Genomic DNA, 20,495 nt, shown 5'->3' with positions numbered 1-20,495 from the left:
AGCCCCAATTCCGAAACAGGGCGTGCACCCCGAGTCATTTGACGGCCGCTAAATGCGTCAGACGACGCCGAAGGTCCAGCCCTCCCGTAGCCTGATTTCCTGCGTGAGGCCCGGCGGATGCCAAAACTCTTGTCGCCCGGCGTTGGCGCGGAGCCAGGCGGCGGTGAGGATCGCGTCAGTGGCGTGGTCGGTGTAGCGGGCAAGTGGGATGTGCGGCTTCGATCCGATCGCCGCCAGCGCCACGTCCAGCGCAGGGCCATCGCGAAACTTGCTCAGGCCCTTGCGCAACCCTCCGGCGCGCGCGGCGATCGCGGTATAGATCTCGACCACCACCGCGCCCGTCGCGGGCAAGGGATCTATGGGCCAGACCGGAATCGCGGGTCCAAGATGATGCAGCAGCCGCATGCCGGCAAAGCTTGCCTTGGCGACCTGCGCCGCGCCGATAGCGTCATAAACAGTCGAAGGCTTGTGCCCACCGCTCGCTCTGTAGTGCGCCTCGCACCGACGGAGATGCATGAAATCGGCCTTGGTGCCATCGGCCGCGCCAAGATAGAAATGCCGCCCACGCCGGCTTTCGAGAAAGGACGCCGCTCCCAGATCGCTGTCGGGGCTCGCCGCATCGACATAGGCCCAGAAGGCGCGGGGGGTTGCGGGCGTGTCCTCCCCGGGCAGATAGGCGCCGCGCTCGATCCAGGGCGGCGAAAAGGTAAAATCGAAACCGACCAGCAGCGGCTCCTCGGCATTGGCGCGCAACCATTCGAGGATCTCAGTGCGCGACCATGATTTATGCGGCGGCTCGACCAGCACCGGCGCGACATCGCCTGACTCGCAGACCGCCAGCGCAATGCCCGGATGGCGAAAACCCTTCGCCCCAGACCAGTCGATCGCCGCAAATCGAGTGAAATGCATCACGCCTTTTTGCGCGGCTTCGGCCTTGGGCGGCTGGCGCTCCAGTCGCGCGAGCGTTCGATCATCGCGAACACCCGCTCGGGATCGGGGCTGTCGTACCGCACGAGCAGGCCGGGCCAGCCATGATAATGCGGCGTCTGCCAGAAAGTGTCGGGATCGGTCTCGATCAGCATTTCCTTGGTGTCCTGGTCGATCGCCAACACGAACGAACCTTCCTCGCGACCGCCGTTGATGAAGGCGCGACCATTGGAGGCGATCTTGATCGCAGGCTTGCCATAGCTGGTCGACAGCTCGGTATCAGGCAGTCCGAGTGCGAAGGATGTAACCTTGTGCCAGTCGAGCGTCATCCGCCTTGCTCCTTCAACTCCCGCCAATGCGCCATCCGCTCGGCGATCCGCTTTTCCAGGCCGCGATCGGTCGGGTTGTAGAAGCTCTGCGGGCTCATCTCCGCCGGCCAGTAATTCGATCCGGAGAACCCCTCAGCGCTGTCATGATCATAGGCATAGCCTTCGCCATAGCCGATATCCTTCATCAGCTTGGTCGGCGCGTTGAGGATATTCTGCGGCGGCATTAGCGATCCGGTTTCCTTCGCACTCCGCCACGCCACCTTCTGCGCCACATAGGCGGCGTTCGATTTCGGGGCGACCGCGCAATAGAGACACGCCTGCGCGATCGCGAGCTCGCCTTCGGGCGAGCCGAGAAACTCATAGGCGTCCTTGGCGGCAAGGCATTGCACCAACGCATTGGGGTCGGCGAGCCCGATATCCTCGCTCGCGAAACGTGTGATGCGGCGGAGCACGTAAAGCGGCTCCTCGCCCGCGGTCAGCATCCGAGCGAGATAGTAGAGCGAGGCCTGCGGATCGGACCCACGCATCGATTTGTGGAGCGCCGAAATGAGGTTGTAATGCCCCTCGCGATCCTTGTCGTACACCGCGACCCGGCGCTGCAGGAACGCCGACAGCCCGGCCGGATCGAGCGGCTCGGGCAGATCGACCGAGAACAGGGTCTCGGCCTGGTTGAGCAGGAACCGGCCATCGCCATCGGCGCTGGCGATCATCGCATCGCGCGCCTCGGGGGTGAGGGGCAGGGGGCGTTCTTCGATCTCCTCAGCGCGATCGAGCAGTTTTTCGAGTGCGCCGCGGTCGAGCCGCTGCAGGATCAACACCTGCGCCCGGCTCAGTAAGGCGGCATTGAGTTCAAAGCTCGGGTTCTCGGTGGTCGCGCCGACCAGGGTAACGGTGCCGTCCTCGACATAGGGCAGGAACCCGTCCTGCTGCGCGCGATTGAAGCGGTGGATCTCGTCCACGAACAACAAGGTGCGCTTACCGATCTTCGCGTGCTCGCGCGCCTCGGCGAAGGCCTTCTTGAGATCCGCAACGCCCGAGAACACCGCCGAGATCGCCACGAAGCGCAACCCCACCGCATCGGCCAGCAGCCGCGCGATCGTCGTCTTGCCGGTGCCGGGCGGGCCCCAGAGGATCATCGAAGACAGCCGCCCCGCCGCCACCATCCGCCCGATCGCACCGTCAGGGCCAGTCAGATGTTCCTGGCCGACCACATCCTCGAGCCGCGCCGGACGCAGCCGGTCAGCGAGCGGCGCATTCTCTGCAAGCGCCTCGCGGGCGGGTGGGTCAAAGGTCGCGAAGAGGTCGGCCATCGAGGGAAGATAGGGCGCGACACCAATTCTAGCCACCCCGTCATGCCGGACTTGTTCCGGCATCCATGTCTCCCCGAACGCTACAGAAGTTGCTCACGCGGCACGATGGACCCCGGAACGAGTCCGGGGTGACGATCCGGCTAGTGAATTTTTCCAAAAACCCTCTTGTCAAAATCGACTCAAGATATATCTTAGAGCCATCTTGATACAGAAAGGACTAACAAGAATGTTTCATCACCATATGCGCGGCCGCGATTGCGGCCCCCGCGGCGGACGGTTTTCGCGCGGACCCTTCTCGGTCAGCTGGGAAGTTCATGGCGACGGCCATCATGGCGGGCGCAGCCGCCGCATGTTCGACGGCGGCGAGCTCCGGCTCGTCCTGCTCAAGCTGATCGAGGAGCAGCCGCGCCACGGCTATGACCTGATCCGCGACATCGAGGAGCGCACCAGCGGCGCCTATGCCCCGAGCCCGGGCGTTGTCTATCCAACCCTCACCATGCTTGAGGATATGGGCCTGATCGAGGAGCAGAAGGCCGAAGGCGCCAAGAAGCTCTATGCGATCACCAATGCCGGCCAGGCGCACCTCACCGAGCGCGAAGAAGAGGTCGAGGCCTTGTTCGCGCGCCTCACTGAAATTGGCTCACGCCGTTCGCGCACCAGTGGCGGACCGATCATGCGCGCCATGGGCAACCTCAAATCGGTGCTGCAGCAGCGGCTCGGCGCGGGTGAAATCGATTCGGACATGATCCACAAGGTCGCCGCCGTGATCGACGAGGCCGTGCAGAAGATCGAGCGGCTGTAAGTCTGGTTTGACTGAAAGGCCGGGCGTGACACGCCTCCAACTCCTGCGCCGGCGGCTGGGCATCACCCCCGCCGCCGGCGCCGATATCACCAAAAAGGAATTCGCGCATGGACAGCGCCACGGCGAGCGTGCCGACACCCAGCGGCAGCAAATATCTCCAGCAGCTCTGCAAACACTGGTCCCATAATCTCACGGTGGAGTTCACCGCCGATCACGGCACCGTGATATTCCCGAAGGACGCCCGCGGCGCCGATCATCCGGGCGACGGGCTCGTCACCTTCGATGCCGGTGCCGACGCGTTACAGGTCCGGATCGACGCCAGCTCACCAGAGCAACTCGAAGGCCTGAAAGGCGCCGTCGCCCGCCACCTCGACCGCTTCGCTTTCCGCGAGGCGCCACTGCCGTTCGATTGGCAGTAGATTTTGGCGCCAACCGAATGTCCTGCAGACCCCCCTCCCGCGTGCGGGAGGGGAGGAAGAAGGTACTGCGTCGCACTCTACCCCCCTCAGCCCCGCTCGATCACATAAACCCGCAACATCTCCGCATCGTCCCCCCGGCGGAAATCCAGATCGGCACGCCGCGTCATCCCCAGCCGCTCCATCAACCGCCACGACGCGACATTGTCGTCCGTCGTCCACGCGGCAACCAATGGCGCGTCGGTATGCGCCCACGCCCAGTCAATGCTGGCCCGCGCCGCCTCCAGCGCATAGCCCTTGCCCCAATACGCCTCGGCGATCCGCCAGCCGGCCTCGTGCCAGCCATGCACTGGCATGCCAGGATAATTGCTCGCAATACGGATGCCACAGGTGCCGATCAGCTCCCCCGTCTTGCGCAACTCAACCGCCCAATAGCTGAACCCATGTCGGGCCTGATCGGCGATGCGCTTGTCGATCAGCGCGTCGATCTGTGCCGCGCTGCGCACCCCGCCGAGCTTCGCCATCATCCCAGGCGTGTTGAGGATCGCGGCAAAGAGCGGCTTGTCGCTCTCGCGGCACGGCCGCAATGTCAGCCGGTCGGTTTCGATCACCGCTTTATTCCCGCCGCGCCATCACTTTCAAATAGGTGTCGAGCACCGCCTGGTTGATCGTCTCCCAACGATAACCCGCCGCCTTGGCGACCCCAGCACGCCCAGCTGCAAGGCGGAGCGCATCGTCCTCGCAATAGCGCTGCAGCGCATCCGCATAGCCCTGGATATCGGTCGGATCGACGATCAGTCCGGTCTCCCCGTCATCGATCAGCCCCACGGCGCCCGAAGCACGCGCCGCGACTACCGGCACCCCCGCGGCCATCGCCTCCAGCGTGACATTGCCGAAGGTTTCCGTGACGCTTGGATTGAAGAACACATCCATCGAAGCGACCGCGCGGCCGAGATCGTCGCCCTCCTGGAAGCCGGCGAACACCGCGTCCGGGATCTCCTGCGCGAACCAGTCGCGCGCCGGGCCTTCGCCGATCACCAGCGTCTTGTGGCGCACGCCGCGCTGGTCGAGCGCGTGCATCGCATTGGCAAAGACGTCGAGACCCTTTTCCTTCACCAGCCGCCCGAGAAAACCGACCGCGACCTCGTCATCGGCGATGCCCAGCGAGCGGCGCCATTCGAGGCTGCGACGCCCCGGATTGAAGCGATCATGGTTCACCCCGCGCGACCAGCGGCTGATCGGCGTCGTAACGCCCCATTCGCGCAGGATCTCCCCCATCATCTGGCTTGGCGACAGCACTTCGTCGACGCGGTTGTAGAAGCGCGTCTGGAGCGTGATCATCAGCGGCGCGAGGAAACCAAGCCCATAATATTGCGGGTAAGTCTCGAACCGCGTGTGGTAGGATGCGACCACCGGCAGCCCCTTTTTGCGCGCATAGGTCACCGCACGGTGGCCGAGGATCTCCGGCGCCGAGACATGGATCAGATTGGGCGCAAAGCTTTCGAGGTCGCGCCGAACTGATGCGGTCAGCCCGCGCGCGAGCTTGTACTCGGCCCGCTCGCCGGGAAGCTTGATCGAGGGCACGCTGACCAGGTCCCCCACTGGCGGAAACGCCGGCCGCCGGCTCGTCGGCGAGTAAATCCGGACCTTCACGCCACGGCTCAGCAGGTGGCCGACCAGCAGGTTCAGCGTCTGGTTCGCGCCGTCGCGGGTATAATTATAGTTGCCGCTGAACAGCGCCACGCGAAGATCGGTCGCTTGCATCGCAGCGCGCATAGACCCGCCCGCGCAAAACGCCAATCTCTGTCATATAACGTCATCCCGAAGCCCGCCGCCTGCTACGGGGCGAAAGCAATTTTCCGGCTGAGGATGAAAGCCCGGCATCGCGCGCCTATCTGGCGTTGCGAAGGAGTTCCCGCATGAATGATCTGTCCGATTTCCCGATCACCCAGCGCTGGCCCGCGCAGCATCCCGACCGCATCCAGCTTTATTCGCTGCCGACGCCGAACGGCGTGAAGGCATCGATCATGCTCGAGGAAACCGGGCTTCCCTATGAGCCACATCTGGTCGACTTCGCCAGGGACGACCAGAAATCCCCGGAGTTCGTCTCGCTCAACCCCAATGGCAAGATCCCGGCGATCATCGATCCGGACGGCCCCGGCGGCAAGCCACTGGCCCTGTTCGAAAGCGGCGCGATCCTGCTCTATCTCGCCGACAAGACCGGCAAATTCATCCCCGCCGATCCCGGTGGGCGCTGGCACGCGATCCAATGGGTGATGTTCCAGATGGGCGGCGTCGGCCCCATGTTCGGCCAGCTCGGCTTCTTCAACAAATTCGCCGGCAAGGACTGGGAGGACAAGCGCCCGCTCGATCGCTACGTCACGGAGTCGAAGCGGCTGCTCCAGGTGATGGACAACGCGCTGGCCGGCAAGGACTGGTTCCTCGGCGCCGAGTACACGATTGCCGACATCTCGATGCTCGGCTGGGTCCGCAACCTGATCGGCTTCTACGAAGCGCGTGATCTGGTCGGGTTCGACGGCTATGCCAATGTCGCGGCCTGGCTGGACCGCGGTCTGGCGCGCCCGGCGGTGCAGCGCGGGCTCACCATTCCTGCAAGGCCGGCCTGATTTTAAATCGCCACGTCACCCCGGACTTGTTCTGGGGTCCACCGTGCCGCAAAATTGTCGGCCTATAGGTTCGCGGAATGGTGGATGCCGGAACAAGTCCGGCATGACGCCGCCGCCCCCTTTCATTCCGCCCAGACAAACCACGTGCCGTCGCTGTCGTCTGGCATCGGGCCGGGGCTGTCCGCCCGGATATCCTTCGTCTGCGGATCGATGCGCAGGAACCGGTTGGTGGCCAGTGACATCAGCACCAGGTCGCCCGTCGGCGTTTCAATCCATTGGAAGCTCTGCGCCGCGCCGGGCTGGGCTGCCCCAAGCGTCACCGCTCCATCCTTGCCGACCGTGACATAGCGCCCGCCCGAACGCAGGGCGACGCGGCCCAACCGGCGGTCGACGATCTCGAACCGCGTCGGAACGCCCGAAGCCAGGCCCGCAGCGCCGGCTGCCAGTCCGGTCGTCGCATGAAACGAGGTCAGCCGGATCGATCGGCCATAGGGAATGGGCCGCATCAGGCCATGGGGATGCGGCTGATAGACATTGATGCTGTCGAAATCGGCAAAACCGCCCTCGGCACCGGTCTTGTTGTAGTTGAACAATCCGTAGCGAACGCCCTGGAAGGTGAAGGTCTGGTAGAGCAGCTCGACCTCGTTGCCGATCGGCGTAAAGGTGACGCCGTCGAACGAATAGCTGAAGCGCGCTCGCTCGGTGATGAAATCGCAATCGGCCCGAAGCCAGATGCGCGTGCCAGTCATCTTCACCCGCACCGTCTTGTCGGGGCGCTGGTCAAAGAAGACGATATCGAGCCCGTCGGCGCCCTTTTCGACGCCCAGGGTCGTATAAGGCAGATTGAGCAGCCCCAGGCCGCCCGTGTCGCCCGGCTTCAGGTTCGACGCATCGAGCAGGACGGTCGGCGTCGACATCGGCCCGATCGCCCGCTGGGTCAGCGTATTGCGCGCGTCGTAGAAACTGGTCGCCGGCAGCGCGTGAAGCCGCAGGAAGCCCGGCCGTTCCGACAAGGACCATTTGCCGTCGACCGGGACATGATTCCACTGCCACAGGGGCTGGAGCCGCGGCGCGGAAAAATCATCGCTGCGCCGATAGGGCACATGCACCGGCTGCGGTGCGGCGGTCTTCGGCTTCACCCAGGTCCGGGGGTTGCGCGTCAGATTGCCCGGCAGGCCGAAATAGGGCCAGCCGTCCTTCCAGGTGATCGGCGAAAGGCTGAGCAGGCGACCGACGGAATTGAAATCCATCATTGAAAAGCCCCACCATTCGCCCGCAGGTGTATGGACGATGCCCCCCTGGTGCAGCGCCAGGCTATGATTGGCCGGGCGGTCGGGCCCCCACGTGCCGAACGGCGCCTTGGGGTCTCCCAGCCGCTTGCTCGACGCCATGCCGAAGTCCTCGTGGAGGCTGATCGCCCGATTGACCTCATAGGGGCCGAGCACATGATCAGCCCGCGCCGCCGGCATGCGAAAGCCGCCGGCATATTCAGCACTGATGATGTAGTATTTGCCATCGATCTTGTAGAAATGCGCGCCTTCGCCCATCCCGGCGTCTTTGGTGAAAATGGCGCGCTCGGTGCCCGGAACCACGTCGGTCAGGTCGTCGGTAAGCTGGGCCAGGTGCATGTCCTGGTGACCATAGACGACATAGACTTTCCCGTCGTCGTCGAACAGCACGGACAGGTCGTGAAAGCCGCGCTTCATCGATGTGTGTGTCCACGGCCCCTTCGGATCGGTGGCCGTGAATATCTGGGTCGTCTGGCCGTTGACGTTTGAGAAGATGTAGAATTTGCCGTTGTGGTAGCGGAAGGACGGCGCCCAGATACCCTTGCCGTAGATATTCTGGCCGCCTTCGAGCCGGTAGGCCGGGCCGAGGTCGAGCTTGTCCATGGCGTAGGCGACGAATTCCCAGTTCACCAAATCCTTCGAGCGCAGGATCGGCAGGCCCGGCATGGTGTGCATGGTGGTGCCGGTCAGGTAAAACCAGTCGCCGACGCGGATCATATCCGGATCTGAAAATTCGTCGTAAAACAAAGGATTGGTGAAGGTGCCGTCGCCGTTGTCCGGCGTCCAGGTCGCGGTCGACAGGCCCTTGGCCGCGCTCGTCACCGGATGGCTCCGTTTCGGTCCGGCCGCTGGCGCCGCGCATGGAACCAGCGCCAGGGCGACGCAGGACATTAGCCCGGATATGACAATTCCGCGCGATTTCGAGCCGTTCCGCATGTGCATCCCCTTTGTGCGCCTTGATGCCGCGCCTGAGGCGGCGTCTGCAAGGCGTGTTCCTATTTTGTCGGACAACTTATGCCGTTGCCAAGCCGGTGAACTGTCTGGCCCCGTGAGTGTCTCTTACGTGGCTTGGGACAGCCCATATTTGGATACGGTAAATTGTAGGAGTAGTGTTGCAAGGTCCAGAACCTCTGACAACCTTGTGATTCGGCCTGGCGAGCGGGCCCCTCCAGCCAGTTCGCTATCGCCGCGTCCATTTCGCAGCCGTCATTTTCCGGCCCGGAACAATTCCCGAAGCGGGTATATTTGTTGGCGTATAGCTTCAGCACGAAGTCGGCGGCAGCGCGCACGCGTTAGCGGCCGACATGTTTGGGGGAGCTGCAATGAAATTCTGTGGGCGAGCGCACCAGCGGGTGCTGTTGTCGGGCTTGGTCGCGTTCGGCCTGACCGCTTGCGGCGGCGGAGCCACAGCCGGCGGCGGAACGCCGACACCCACGCCGGTTCCCACACCCACGCCGAGCCCTACGCCGACGCCAACTCCCACACCGACGCCTGCGCTTGCGGCGGTCACCACGGCCCAGCTCGGCAAGGGGATGAATATCGGCAACACGCTTGAGTCGCTGAATGATTACAGCCCTCCCTACACGACCTCGCAGGAGACTGTTTTCGGCAATCCCGCGGTAAACCAGAAATTCCTGAATGCAGTCGCGGCCGCCGGCTTCAAGAGCGTGCGTATCCCCGTTGAATGGAAACAATATATCGACAGTAGCGGGAACGTCACTCCGTCCTGGCTCGCCAGGGTCAAGGAAGTGGTCGATATGGCGCGCACCGCCGGGCTGTATGTCATCATCAACCAGCACAGGAGCGACTGGTACAACCCGAATTTTGCAAGCCAGGCTGCCGGCAACGCGGCATACAAGAAATTGTGGACGCAAATCGCGAATAATTTCAAGGATTACGACAATCATTTGCTGTTCGCCGGCACCAACGAAATCCACGCCGACTATGGCGTGCCGTCGGCGGAAAATTGCACGGTTCAGGCGGGCTTCAACCAGGCCTTTGTCGACGCGGTGCGCGCGACCGGTGGCAATAATGCGTCGCGCATGCTGGTATTCCAGGGTTATAACACTGACATTAACAATACCATTACTGCGTGCGGAGCTCCCATCCCAACCGACAGCGTCAGTGGCAGGTTGATGATGGAGTTCCATTACTACGATTCGTACAGCTTCACGCTGAACGACAAGAGCTCGATCTGGCAGTGGGGGTCGATCGCAACCGATCCCGCAGCAACTGAAAGCTGGGACAATGAGGCACATGTCGACGCCCAGTTCGACAAGGCCAAGGCCACGTATACCGACAAGGGCATCCCGGTCATCATCGGCGAATACTGCGCCATTTCGAGGACTGAATATGATCCGTCGCTGAAATTCAGGGACTATTGGACCAAGTACGTCACCGCCTCCGCCATTCGGCATGGCTTCGCCACCTATTACTGGGACACCGGCGCCTTCCCCAATCACACGTGCGGGCTGTTCAACCGCACCACCGGTGCCGACTTCAATCCGTCGACGATCGCCGCGATTTTCGCCGCGCCCTGATGCTCCGTGGAGGAGTGTCAGCATCCACATGATGAGGGGGATTGAGATGAACATCAAACGCATAGCGCGGCTCGTATTAGGCATCGTGCTCGGTGCCGCCGTTTGCGGCAATGCCTGGGCTCAAAAGGCTGAAGGCCTGGCCCTCACCCCGCAAATGGGCTGGAACAGCTGGAACAAATTTGCCTGCAATATCGACGAACGCCTGATCCGCGAGACCGCCGATGCCATGGTCAAGTCGGGCTTGAAGGATGCGGGCTACCAATATGTGAACATCGACGATTGCTGGCAGGGCGAGCGCGACGCCGACGGCAACATCCAGCCCGACTCCAAGCGCTTCCCATCCGGCATAAAGGCGCTGGCGGACTATGTGCATGGCAAGGGACTGAAGCTGGGCATCTACTCGGACGCCGGCGCGCACACGTGCGGCGGCCATCCCGGTAGCCGCGGCTACGAGTATCAGGATGCGCGGACCTATGCGCGCTGGGGCATCGATTACCTCAAATATGATTGGTGCGACACCCCGGGCATGAAGGCCGAAACGGCCTACACCACGATGCGCGACGCCATCGCCAAGGCGGGCCGTCCGATGGTGTTCAGCCTATGCGAATGGGGCATGAGCAGGCCATGGGAGTGGGCCGGCCAGGTTGGCCATTCGTGGCGCATCACGCCCGATATCTATAATTGCTTCGACTGCGAATACAGCCCCGGTTTCTCGATCGGTCTGGGCGTGCTGCGCATCCTCGACAAGCAGGCAGGCCGGCGCGAGTTCGCAGGGCCCGGCCACTGGAACGATATGGATATGCTCGAAGTCGGCAACGGCATGAGCGAGGATGAAGACCGCGCCCATCTGTCGATCTGGGCCATGATGGCCTCGCCCCTCATCCTGGGCAACGACCTGCGTTCCATGTCGGAATCGACCCGCCGCATCCTGACCAACCCCGGCGTGATCGCGGTGAGCCAGGACAAGCTCGGTGTGCAGGGGCTGCGCGTCCTCGCCGACGGTCCGCTGGAGATCTACGCCAAGCCGCTCGACGGCGGCCGATGGGCGCTGATGTTCCTGAACCGCTCCAACCAGGCTGCCGACGTGCACCACGACTGGAAGGCGCAGGTCCTGACCGATGACTTGAGCAAGCGGTCGGTCGATTTCAAGCAGACTGTCTACCGCTGGTCCGACCTGTGGAGCACGAAGACCGGCGACACCAGCACCAAACTGCAAGCTCGTCTGGCGCCGCACAGCGTGCTGATGCTGCTCCTGACCGGCCCCGCGAAACCATGAGTTTCGGGGACACTATACTAAATAGACGGCACCTGGGTCTCTCGCCGTCAGGAGGCCAGGGGGTCCGACGCTCTTCGCTTCTGACGCGGGTTGCCCGCAGCGCCCTGCTGCTGTGCGTCGCCATGCCCGCCAGCTTGCTGGCTGCCGACCCAGCGCCGGGCAGCAACCCGCTGCTGCGCGATGTCCACACCGCCGACCCAGCGCCACTGGTCGTGGGCGACACGGTCTATCTCTATGTCGGGCATGACGAGGCCAAGGCGAACGACTTCTTCCTCATGAAGGAGTGGCTCGCCTATTCGTCAAAGGACCTGCGTCACTGGACCGCCCACGGCCCCATCATGAAGCCCACCGACTTCAAATGGGCGGCGAGCTCCGCCTGGGCCGCGCAAGTGGTGCGGCGCAACGGCCATTATTATCTGTACGCCACCGTGCAGCACGGCGACCCGCAGCCCGGCATGGCTATCGGGGTCGCGGTGGCCGACAACCCGCTGGGCCCGTTCAAGGATGCGCGCGGCTCGGCGCTGGTCACCGATGCCACGACGCCCAGCCCCTATGGCTGGAACGACATCGACCCCACCGTCTTCATCGACGACGACGGCACCGCCTGGCTCGCCTGGGGCAACCCGGTGCTCTACCTCGCCCGGCTCAAGCCGAACATGACCGAGCTGGACGGCCCCATCGAGAAGATCGCGCTGCCCAACTATACGGAGGGCCCGTGGCTGTCGAAGCGCAAAGGCATGTATTACATGACCTACGCATCCATGGCGCACCAGAATCTCTGGGAGCACCTCTCCTATGCCACCGCGCCCAGCCCCCGCGGGCCCTGGACCTATCAGGGCGAGCTGACCGGCCAGACCCGCAACAGCTACACCATCCACCCGGGCATCATCGACGACTTCAAGGGCCAGTCCTACCTGGTCTATCACAATGGCGAGCTGACCACGCCCGATGGCGAGACAGGCAACGGCAACCGCCGCTCCGTCACGATCGACTATCTCTACTATGACGCAGACGGCCGCATGTGGCCCATCACGCAGTCCGAGACAGGCATCAGCACGCCGCCGCGGCCGCCCGCCGGCAAGGTGCCCGCACCAGCGGATCCTGGCCGCTCCGACCCCCGCATCGCCGTCCAGCAATTCGCCCAGGGCTATCCCGAAACCTGGCCGGGCCGCCCCGCGCTGGCCTCGGTCACCCGGCCTTTCGACCAGGCCCCCGAGCCGATGGGCTTCAATGGCGACAATGGCGGCAGCCGCCTGGCGCAGACCTTTGTGCCGCGCGCCGACATCGCCCTCGGCCGGCTCAGCCTCTACGCCGGCGACGGCCTCGGCACGGACGCCGCGCACCCATTGCGGCTGTCGCTGCGAGACGTGGAGGGTGGCACTGAACTGCTCGGCGCCGGCCAGGGCCTCGCCATCGCCTACCGGCCACAAGGCGCTGGCCTGCTGAGCTTCGATTTCAGCGCCCATCCGCCTGTCGTCCTGCGGGCCGGCCGCCGCTACGCGTTGGCGCTCCAGGGCGAAAAGGGCGCGCTGACGCTCTTCCTGCGCGCCAGCCGCGACGACGTCTATGCCGATGGCGAGGCCAGCGCCGACGATCGGCCGCTGAAGGACAAGCAGGGCCACACCGCGGACATCGCCTTCGCACTGTACGCACGCGATGCGCGCTGAGCTTCCCCGCGCGCCCTATTCGGTTCCGCGGCAACCCGCCTGCTCGGTAGCGCTCGCTTCACGCGCCACGCCATCGCTCTTGGGATATTATCAATGCGCTTTTTGACCTCCGCGGCCGCCGCGATCGCTGCCGCCCTGATCCTGCCTGTGGCGGCGCATGCCGCCGATGCCCCGGTTCAGATAACACTCGATGCGTCCAAATCCGGCGCTGTGATCGACCGCAATATCTTCGGCCAGTTCGCCGAGCATCTGGGCACCGGCATCTATGGCGGCATCTGGGTCGGCAAGGATTCCACGATCCCGAACACGCGCGGTATCCGCAAGGATGTGGTCGCCGCCCTGAAGGCGCTCAAGGTCCCCAATGTCCGCTGGCCGGGCGGCTGCTTCGCCGACCAATATAATTGGCGCCGCGGAATCGGCCCCGAGCGCAAGGCGGCCGTCGGCGAGCCAAACACATTCGGCACCGACGAATTCATGGACTTCGCCGGGCAGATCGGAACCGACGCCTATATCTCGGTCAATCTCGGCTCCAGCACCGCACAGGACGCGGCCGAGTGGCTCGAGTACATGACTGCGCCGACCGACGACGCGTTCGGTGCGGAGCGCGCCAGGAACGGTCATCCGGCGCCGTACAAGGTCGCCATCCTCGGCCTCGGCAATGAATCTTACGACTGTGGCGGCGCAATGTCGCCGGACCTTTACGTCAACGAAATGAAGCGCTTTTCGCACTTCGTGCACAGTTACAATGCTGCCCAGCCGATGAAGCGCGTAGCCGTCGGTCATGACAGCTATACCGACCCGGTCATGAAGGCCTGGAGCGGCGGTTCCTGGTCCTGGGGCATCGAAGCTCTGTCACTGCATTTCTATGCGACGGGCGGCTGGCCGCCGCATTTGCCGAGCACGGGCTTCGACGAAAAGGACTATGCCGCCCTGGTGAAAGACGCGGTCGCCATGGACGGCGTGATCAAGACCTATTCGGCGACCATGGACAAATATGATCCCGAAAAGAAGGTCGCCCTGGCTGTCGACGAATGGGGCGCGTGGCTGGCGCCGACGCCGGGGTCGAACGCCGGCGGCCTGGCGCAGCAGAACACCCAGCGCGACGCAGTGCTGGCCGCGCTCAGCATCAACGTCTTCGCGCGTCACGCCGACCGTGTCCGCATGGCCAATATCGCCCAGATGATCAACGTCCTGCAGGCCATGATCCTGACCGACAAGGACAAGATGGTGCTGACGCCGACCTATCATGTCTTCCACATGTACGTGCCGTTCCAGGATGCGACCGTCGTCCCGCTGACCTTCGATGCCGGCACCTATACGACGAACGGCGTCACCCTGCCGCGCGTCGACGCCGTCGCGGCCAGGGACAAGGCCGGCAAGATATGGATCGCCGTCACCAATATCGACGCGAAGTCGCCCGCGACATTCAGCGTCTCGCTTGCCGGTGTGAAAGCCACAAAGGCTTCGGGCCAGACCCTTTCGGCGCCGAAGGTCGACAGCGTCAATAGCTTCGACGCACCCAATACCGTTGCCCCCAAGGCCGTGTCGGCCAAGGTCGCGGGCGGTAAACTGACCATCACCGTCGCACCGGCATCGGTGACGGTGCTTGGTCTCGAATAGTCGGAAGCACCCAGGAGTGATCCGATACCTTCCATCTGACCAACCAGGCAAACCGGGATTTCGGTTGAACACGGAGAGAGAGAGACATGAAGATTCGAACAGCACTTCTGGCCGTCAGCGGCCTGATTCTCGCATCGGCCGCCGTTGCTCAGACCGCGGGCACGCCTATTCTTGCTCCGACGGCGGATTGGTTCATTTACGGTTCGTCACCGCACCAGCCCGTCACTGATGCCAAGGTCGAGGGCGGCAAAGCGGTAGAGGCGCAGGCGCCCGGGACGGGCGGCATCTGGGAAGTTTCCGGGATCCACTCGGTCGATGGCGGAATAGCAAAAGGCGACCATATCGTCGCGAGCGTCTGGGTAAAATCCACCGTGCCCGCCAAGGCTATCTACCGCATCGAAACACGGGCGGGGGCGGCTCGTGTTTGGGACCGTCCCATGGATATCGGGACCGACTGGTCCAAGCAAACGCTCGACTTCGTGGCTGAAGACAATTTTCCGGCAGGCACCACGCAAGTCGCCATTCTGTTCAATTCGGGGAAGCAGACCATCGATCTCGGGCCAATTTCCGTCGTCAATATGGGCAAATAGAGCGTCGGGCGAAAAAATGGGTACCCGTTTTTCGTAAAAACGATGCCGGCGACAACTAGCTAGAGCAGGCTGCATGTGTTTTACGCAGCCTGCTCTGGACTTTTCGGTTTCACATAAAACGGGCTCGCATGCGAATTCTCTCGCGCCCGCACACAATACCCTTCCATCTCAACCAACCAAACCGGGATTTCGGTTAAACACGGAGAGAGACATGAAGATTCGAGCAGCATTTCTGGCCGCCAGCGGCCTGGTTCTCGCATCGGCCGCCTCTGCGCAGACCGTTGGCACACCCATCCTTGCCGCGACGGCGGAATGGGACATTTCCAGTGCGGCACCGCACCAGGTCATCAATGATCCCAAGGTCGAGGGCGGCAAAGCGGTAGAGGCGCTGACGACCGGGACCGGCGGCATTTGGGAAGTTGCCGCGCTCCACCCGGTCGATGGCGGAATTGCAAAAGGCGACCATGTCGTAGCGAGCGTTTGGATAAAATCCAACGTGCCCGCCAAGGCCATTTTCCGCGTCGAAGGACGGACGGGGTCGCGGCCTGGTGTTGGCGATCGTTTCATTGATATCGGGACCGCCTGGTCCCCACAAACGCTCGATTTCGTGGCTGCGGACAATTTCCCGGCAGGCACCACGCAGGTCGCACTTCTGTTGAATTCCGGGAAACAGATCATCGATCTCGGGCCGGTTTCCGTCGTCAATAAGGGCAGATAGAACAGGCTCGCGCCCGCCCTGCCGCGTCGAAGTTGAAGCAATGCTGGAGCGGAACGTCTGATAACCCTGTGATTCGGCCAGGCGAGCGGGTGCTACAGCCAGTTCGCAGTCGCCGGGTCCGGTTCGCAGCCATCATTTCCCGGCCCGAAACATTCCCCGCGCGCCCTTATTTGTCGGAGTATATCCCAGGACATGAACTCGGCGGCAGCGCGCAAGCGTTAGCGGTCGACATGTTGGGGGAGCTGAAATGAAATTTTCTGGGCAAGCGCACCGGCGGGTGCTGTTATCGGGTCTGATCGCGCTCGGCCTGACGGCTTGCGGAGGCGGAGCCGCCGCTGCAGCGGGCGGCGGAACGCCGGTCCCCGCGCCGGCTCTCACGCCAGCTCCCAAACCGGCGCCGACCCCAACTGCGTCCTCGGCGCCGTCTGATGGAAGCTTTTACTGGAAGTCGAGCGCGCCGCTGATCGGACCGCAGCCTGATCCAGCCCAGACCGTCTACGCCGTAAAGGATCCGTCCGTCGTATTCGCGAACGGCAAATACCATGTCTTCATGACCACGGCCGGATCGAAGGGCTGGGGCATCGCCTATACAAGCTTCACCGATTGGTCGTCCGCGTCAAAGGCGCCGATATTCCCGCTCGACAAATCGCCGATTGGCCCTGGGTACCGCGCGGCGCCGGAAATATTCTATTTCGCTCCCCAAAAGCTCTGGTATCTGATCTTTCAGGGCGGCGACCCGTTCTATTCCACCACGACCAACATTGACGATCCGATGTCGTGGAGCCCCGCTCGCCCGTTCTTTGCCACGGCGCCGGACATCACGAAGCCGCCGGCGGGGACGGGGTGGCTCGATTTCTACATTATCTGCAACGACGCCAAGTGCTATCTCTTCAATACCGACGATAACGGCCATGTCATGCGGTCGGAGACATCGATCGATCAGTTCCCGAACGGCTTCCACAATACCACCATCGTCATCAACGAACCCCGGGACGACGCGTTCGAGGGAAGCAGCAACTATCGGGTCAAAGGAACCAATACGTACCTCACTGTCGTAGAGGCGATCGGCCCGAAGGGGCGTTATTTCCGGATATGGAAAAGCGAGGGTCTGGAAGGCACCTGGGTGCCGCTGGGCACAGCCACCAAGAATCCCCTGATAAAGGCCGACAATGTGGAGAGCATCTGGTCCGAGGGCATTTCGCACGGCGAACTGATCCGCGACACGAACGATCAAACCCAGGTCATTGACCCCTGCAAGCCGCTTCAGTTCCTGTTCCAGGGCAACGATCCGCTTATCCACCCCGCCGATTACATCCAGCTTCCGTACCGGCTCGGCGTTCTGACAGCCAAGGGATCAAACCCGATCACGGACATGTGCCGTAAATAAGGGCGGAAATAAAATAGGCTCGCATCCAACACGCGCGGGGGAGATGAAATGAAATTCTGTGAGAGAGTGCACGGGCGGGTGCTGTTGTCGGGATTGGTTGCGCTCGGCCTGGCTGCTTGCGGAGCCGCAGCCGCGGCGGGAGGCGGAACGCCGGTCGCCATGCCAACGCAGGCGTCAACGCTTGCGGCGGTCAGCACGGCCCAGCTCGGCAGGGGGATGAACATCGGCAACACGCTTGAGGCGCTGAGAGATAATGGCGGCGCCCCCCATACGACCTCGCAGGAGACCTTCTACGGCAATCCCGCAATAAACCAGAAATTCCTGAACGCGGTCGCGGCCAGGGGGTTCAAGAGCGTGCGTATTCCGGTTGAATGGAAACAATATTCCGACAGCGCGGGGAACGTCGCTCCGTTCTGGCTCGCCAGGGTCAAGCAAGTGGTCGACATGGCCCGCAAGGCCGGGCTGTACGTCATCATCAACCAGCACAAGAGCGACTGGTATAACCCGACGGCGGCAAGCCAGGCCGCCGGCAACGCGGCATACAAGAAATTGTGGACGCAAATCGCGAACACTTTCAAGGATTACGACAACGGCTTGCTATTTGCCGGCACCAACGAAATTCACGTCGGCTATGGCGCGCCGTCGGCGGAAAATTGCTCGGTTCAGGCGGGCTTCAACCAGGTGTTCGTCGATGCGGTGCGCGCGACCGGCGGCAACAATGCGTCGCGAACTTTGGTATTCCAGGGTTACAACACGGACATCACCAATACGATTGCAGTGTGCGGAGCTCCCGTCCCAACCGACACGGTGGGCGGCAGGCTGATCATGGAGTTCCATTTTTACGATCCGTACGATTTCACGCTGAACGAGAAGAGCGCCATCTGGCAGTGGGGATCGATCGCGACCAATCCCGCAGCAACGCAAAGCTGGTCCAACGAAGCGCAGGTCGATGCCCAGTTCGACAAGGCGAAGGCCGCTTATGCGGACAAGGGCATCCCGGTCATCATCGGCGAATACTGCGCCATCTCTAAAACCGAGTATGATCCATCGCTGAAGTTCAGGGACTATTGGACCAGGTACGTCACCGCGTCCGCGCTTCGGCATGGCTTCGCACCCTATTACTGGGACATCGGCGTCTACCCCAATCACGCGTGCGGACTGTTCCACCGCGACACGGGTGCCGACTCCAATCCGACCACGATCGCCGCAATCTTCGCCGCACCCTGAACGTCCGGGCCTCGTGCGCCGCGCCAGGGATCGTCAGTTGGCGATCCCTGGCCCGCTATCGGCTCCACCAAAGCCAATACCGAAGAAGGAATTCGAATGACGTCCCGCCTGTCTCCAAGCACGACCTGTATCGCGCCCTCGGGAGGCAAGGCAGCCCGACGCGCTTCACTCCTGACCCGGGTTGCCCGCAGCGCCCTGCTGCTGTGTATCGCGATGCCGGCCAGCTTGCTGGCTGCCGATCCCGTACCGGGCAGCAACCCGCAGCTGCGCGATGTATTCACCGCTGATCCTGCGCCGCTGGTCGTGGGCGACACGGTCTACCTCTATGTGGGGCACGACGAAGCCAAGGGCGACGAGTTCTACCTCATGAAGGAGTGGCTGGCCTATTCGTCAAAGGACCTGCGCCACTGGACCGCCCACGGCGCGATCATGAAGCCCATAGACTTCAAATGGGCGCTGCGCTCCGCCTGGGCCACGCAGGTGGTGCGGCGCAACGGCCATTATTATCTGTACGCCACCGTGCAGCACGACGACACGCAGTCCGGCATGGCTATCGGGGTCGCCGTGGCCGACAATCCGCTCGGCCCGTTCAAGGATGCGCGCGGCTCGGCACTTGTCACCAATTCCATGACGCCTACCCCCTATGGGTGGAACGACATCGACCCCACCGTCTTCATCGACGACGACGGCACCGCCTGGCTGGCCTGGGGCAACCCGGTGCTTTACCTGGCCCGGCTCAACCCGAACATGACCGAGCTGGACGGCCCCATCGAGAAGGTCGCATTGCCCAACTACACAGAGGGGCCGTGGCTGTCGAAGCGCAAGGGCATATACTATATGACCTACGCATCCATGGCGGCCCAGGGCCTTTTTGAGCACTTCTCCTATGCCACCGCGCCCAGCCCGCGCGGGCCATGGACTTACCAGGGCGTGCTGACCGGCCCGGCAAAGAATAGCTTCACCATTCACCCGGGGATCATCGACGATTTCAAGGGCCAGTCCTACCTGGTCTATCACAATGGTGTGCTGACTCTGCCCGACGGGCAGACCGGCGCTGGTGCCCGCCGCTCCATCGCAATCGACTATCTCTACTACGATGCGGACGGCCGCATGTGGCCTGTCACCCAGTCTGACGCCGGCATCAGCACGCCGCCCCGGCCGCCCGCCGGCAAGGCGCCCGCGCTGGCGGATTCGGGCCGCTCCGATCCTCGCGTGGTCGTTCAGCAGTTCGGCCAGACTTATCCCGAAAGCTGGCCGGGCCACCCCGCGCTGGCCTCGGTCACCCAGCCTTTCGACCAGACCCCCGAGCCTTTGGGCTTCAACAGGGAGGGCGGCGCCAGCCGCCTTGCGCAGACCTTCGTGCCGCGCGCCGACATCCCCCTGGGCCGGCTCAGCCTTTACGCCGGCGACGGCCTGGGCACGGACGCCGCCCATTCATTGCGGCTGTCGCTGCGAGACGTGGAGGCCGGCACCGAGCTGCTCGGCGCAGGCCAGGGCCTCGCCATCGCCTACCGGCCGCAGGGCCCCGGCCTGCTGAGCTTCGACTTCAGCGCCCATCCGCCTGTCGTGTTGAAGGCCGGTCGCCGCTACGCGCTGGCGCTCCAGAGCGAAAAGGGGGCGCTGACGCTCTTCCTTCGCGCAAGCCGCGACGACGTTTATGCCGATGGCGAGGCCAGTGCCGACGGCCAGCCGCTGAAGGACAAGCAGGGTCACCCCGCGGACATCGCATTCGCACTGTACGCACGCGATGCGCGCTGAGCCTGCCCCTGT

The 20,495-nt window shown here is 63.3% G+C and carries 18 protein-coding genes; 12 read left to right on the top strand and 6 right to left on the bottom strand.

From position 1 onward, the window contains the following. Positions 1-57 precede the first annotated feature (57 nt). Genes AC1DVS_RS16780 through AC1DVS_RS16770 form a run of 3 tightly spaced genes read right to left on the bottom strand, consistent with a single transcriptional unit; the run spans position 58 to position 2,566 of the window. Entirely contained in the window at positions 58-909 is an 852-nt protein-coding gene (locus AC1DVS_RS16780; RefSeq protein WP_478024911.1) for a hypothetical protein, read from the bottom strand. Next, entirely contained in the window at positions 909-1,256 is a 348-nt protein-coding gene (locus AC1DVS_RS16775; protein WP_478024909.1) for an MmcQ/YjbR family DNA-binding protein, read from the bottom strand. Before AC1DVS_RS16775 ends, AC1DVS_RS16780 begins: the two co-directional genes overlap by 1 nt. Next, positions 1,253-2,566 carry a replication-associated recombination protein A gene (locus tag AC1DVS_RS16770; RefSeq protein WP_478025088.1) on the bottom strand — a complete coding sequence of 438 codons (1,314 nt, stop codon included), beginning with the start codon at positions 2,564-2,566 and terminating at the stop codon, positions 1,253-1,255. The genes AC1DVS_RS16775 and AC1DVS_RS16770 overlap by 4 nt, the downstream gene beginning before the upstream one ends. A gap of 226 nt (positions 2,567-2,792) precedes the next feature. Here AC1DVS_RS16770 and AC1DVS_RS16765 point away from each other — a divergent pair, with 226 nt between their 5' ends. Then, positions 2,793-3,368, top strand: a complete 576-nt coding sequence (locus tag AC1DVS_RS16765) for a PadR family transcriptional regulator (protein WP_478024907.1) — start codon at positions 2,793-2,795, stop codon at positions 3,366-3,368. Positions 3,369-3,475: 107 nt separating this feature from the next. Beyond that, positions 3,476-3,787, top strand: coding sequence for a DUF2218 domain-containing protein (locus AC1DVS_RS16760; RefSeq protein WP_478024905.1), 312 nt, complete (start codon positions 3,476-3,478; stop codon positions 3,785-3,787). Positions 3,788-3,873: 86 nt separating this feature from the next. Here the strand turns inward: AC1DVS_RS16760 and AC1DVS_RS16755 are convergent, their stop codons facing one another. Further along, positions 3,874-4,395, bottom strand: coding sequence for a GNAT family N-acetyltransferase (locus tag AC1DVS_RS16755; protein WP_478024903.1), 522 nt, complete (start codon positions 4,393-4,395; stop codon positions 3,874-3,876). Between the two features lie 4 nt (positions 4,396-4,399). Beyond that, the gene (locus tag AC1DVS_RS16750) at positions 4,400-5,548 is read right to left on the bottom strand and encodes a glycosyltransferase family 4 protein (protein WP_478024901.1); all 1,149 of its coding nucleotides are present in this window, start codon (positions 5,546-5,548) and stop codon (positions 4,400-4,402) included. A gap of 155 nt (positions 5,549-5,703) precedes the next feature. Here AC1DVS_RS16750 and AC1DVS_RS16745 point away from each other — a divergent pair, with 155 nt between their 5' ends. After that, complete coding sequence (locus AC1DVS_RS16745) at positions 5,704-6,411, top strand: glutathione S-transferase family protein (protein WP_478024900.1); 708 nt, start codon at positions 5,704-5,706, stop codon at positions 6,409-6,411. Positions 6,412-6,533: 122 nt separating this feature from the next. Here the strand turns inward: AC1DVS_RS16745 and AC1DVS_RS16740 are convergent, their stop codons facing one another. Continuing rightward, positions 6,534-8,522: a family 43 glycosylhydrolase gene (locus AC1DVS_RS16740; RefSeq protein WP_478024898.1), complete on the bottom strand. Its 1,989-nt coding sequence runs from the start codon at positions 8,520-8,522 to the stop codon at positions 6,534-6,536. 500 nt (positions 8,523-9,022) lie between these two features. Between AC1DVS_RS16740 and AC1DVS_RS16735 the strand changes: the two genes are divergently transcribed. The 9 genes from AC1DVS_RS16735 to AC1DVS_RS16695 all read left to right on the top strand — a co-directional run bounded on the left by AC1DVS_RS16735 (position 9,023) and on the right by AC1DVS_RS16695 (position 20,483). Then, complete coding sequence (locus AC1DVS_RS16735) at positions 9,023-10,240, top strand: glycoside hydrolase family 5 protein (protein ID WP_478024896.1); 1,218 nt, start codon at positions 9,023-9,025, stop codon at positions 10,238-10,240. Between the two features lie 46 nt (positions 10,241-10,286). Beyond that, on the top strand, positions 10,287-11,516 hold the full coding sequence (locus tag AC1DVS_RS16730; RefSeq protein ID WP_478024894.1) for a glycoside hydrolase family 27 protein: 1,230 nt from the start codon (positions 10,287-10,289) through the stop codon (positions 11,514-11,516). Positions 11,517-11,638: 122 nt separating this feature from the next. Then, on the top strand, positions 11,639-13,183 hold the full coding sequence (locus AC1DVS_RS16725; RefSeq protein ID WP_478024892.1) for a glycoside hydrolase family 43 protein: 1,545 nt from the start codon (positions 11,639-11,641) through the stop codon (positions 13,181-13,183). Between the two features lie 93 nt (positions 13,184-13,276). Beyond that, positions 13,277-14,803: an alpha-N-arabinofuranosidase gene (locus AC1DVS_RS16720; RefSeq protein WP_478024891.1), complete on the top strand. Its 1,527-nt coding sequence runs from the start codon at positions 13,277-13,279 to the stop codon at positions 14,801-14,803. Positions 14,804-14,889: 86 nt separating this feature from the next. Further along, positions 14,890-15,393, top strand: coding sequence for a carbohydrate binding domain-containing protein (locus tag AC1DVS_RS16715; protein WP_478024890.1), 504 nt, complete (start codon positions 14,890-14,892; stop codon positions 15,391-15,393). 211 nt (positions 15,394-15,604) lie between these two features. Further along, entirely contained in the window at positions 15,605-16,111 is a 507-nt protein-coding gene (locus tag AC1DVS_RS16710) for a hypothetical protein (protein ID WP_478024889.1), read from the top strand. A gap of 247 nt (positions 16,112-16,358) precedes the next feature. Continuing rightward, positions 16,359-17,498: a glycoside hydrolase family 62 protein gene (locus AC1DVS_RS16705; RefSeq protein ID WP_478024887.1), complete on the top strand. Its 1,140-nt coding sequence runs from the start codon at positions 16,359-16,361 to the stop codon at positions 17,496-17,498. A 48-nt stretch (positions 17,499-17,546) separates the two neighbouring features. Then, positions 17,547-18,725: a glycoside hydrolase family 5 protein gene (locus tag AC1DVS_RS16700; protein ID WP_478024885.1), complete on the top strand. Its 1,179-nt coding sequence runs from the start codon at positions 17,547-17,549 to the stop codon at positions 18,723-18,725. A 96-nt stretch (positions 18,726-18,821) separates the two neighbouring features. Continuing rightward, complete coding sequence (locus tag AC1DVS_RS16695; RefSeq protein WP_478024883.1) at positions 18,822-20,483, top strand: glycoside hydrolase family 43 protein; 1,662 nt, start codon at positions 18,822-18,824, stop codon at positions 20,481-20,483. The last annotated feature ends 12 nt before the right edge of the window (positions 20,484-20,495 follow it).

Source organism: Sphingomonas sp. P3_C5 (assembly GCF_056402635.1).
The sequence above is the reverse complement of the archived record's forward strand: the minus strand, read 5'-3'. Positions and strand labels throughout refer to the sequence as shown.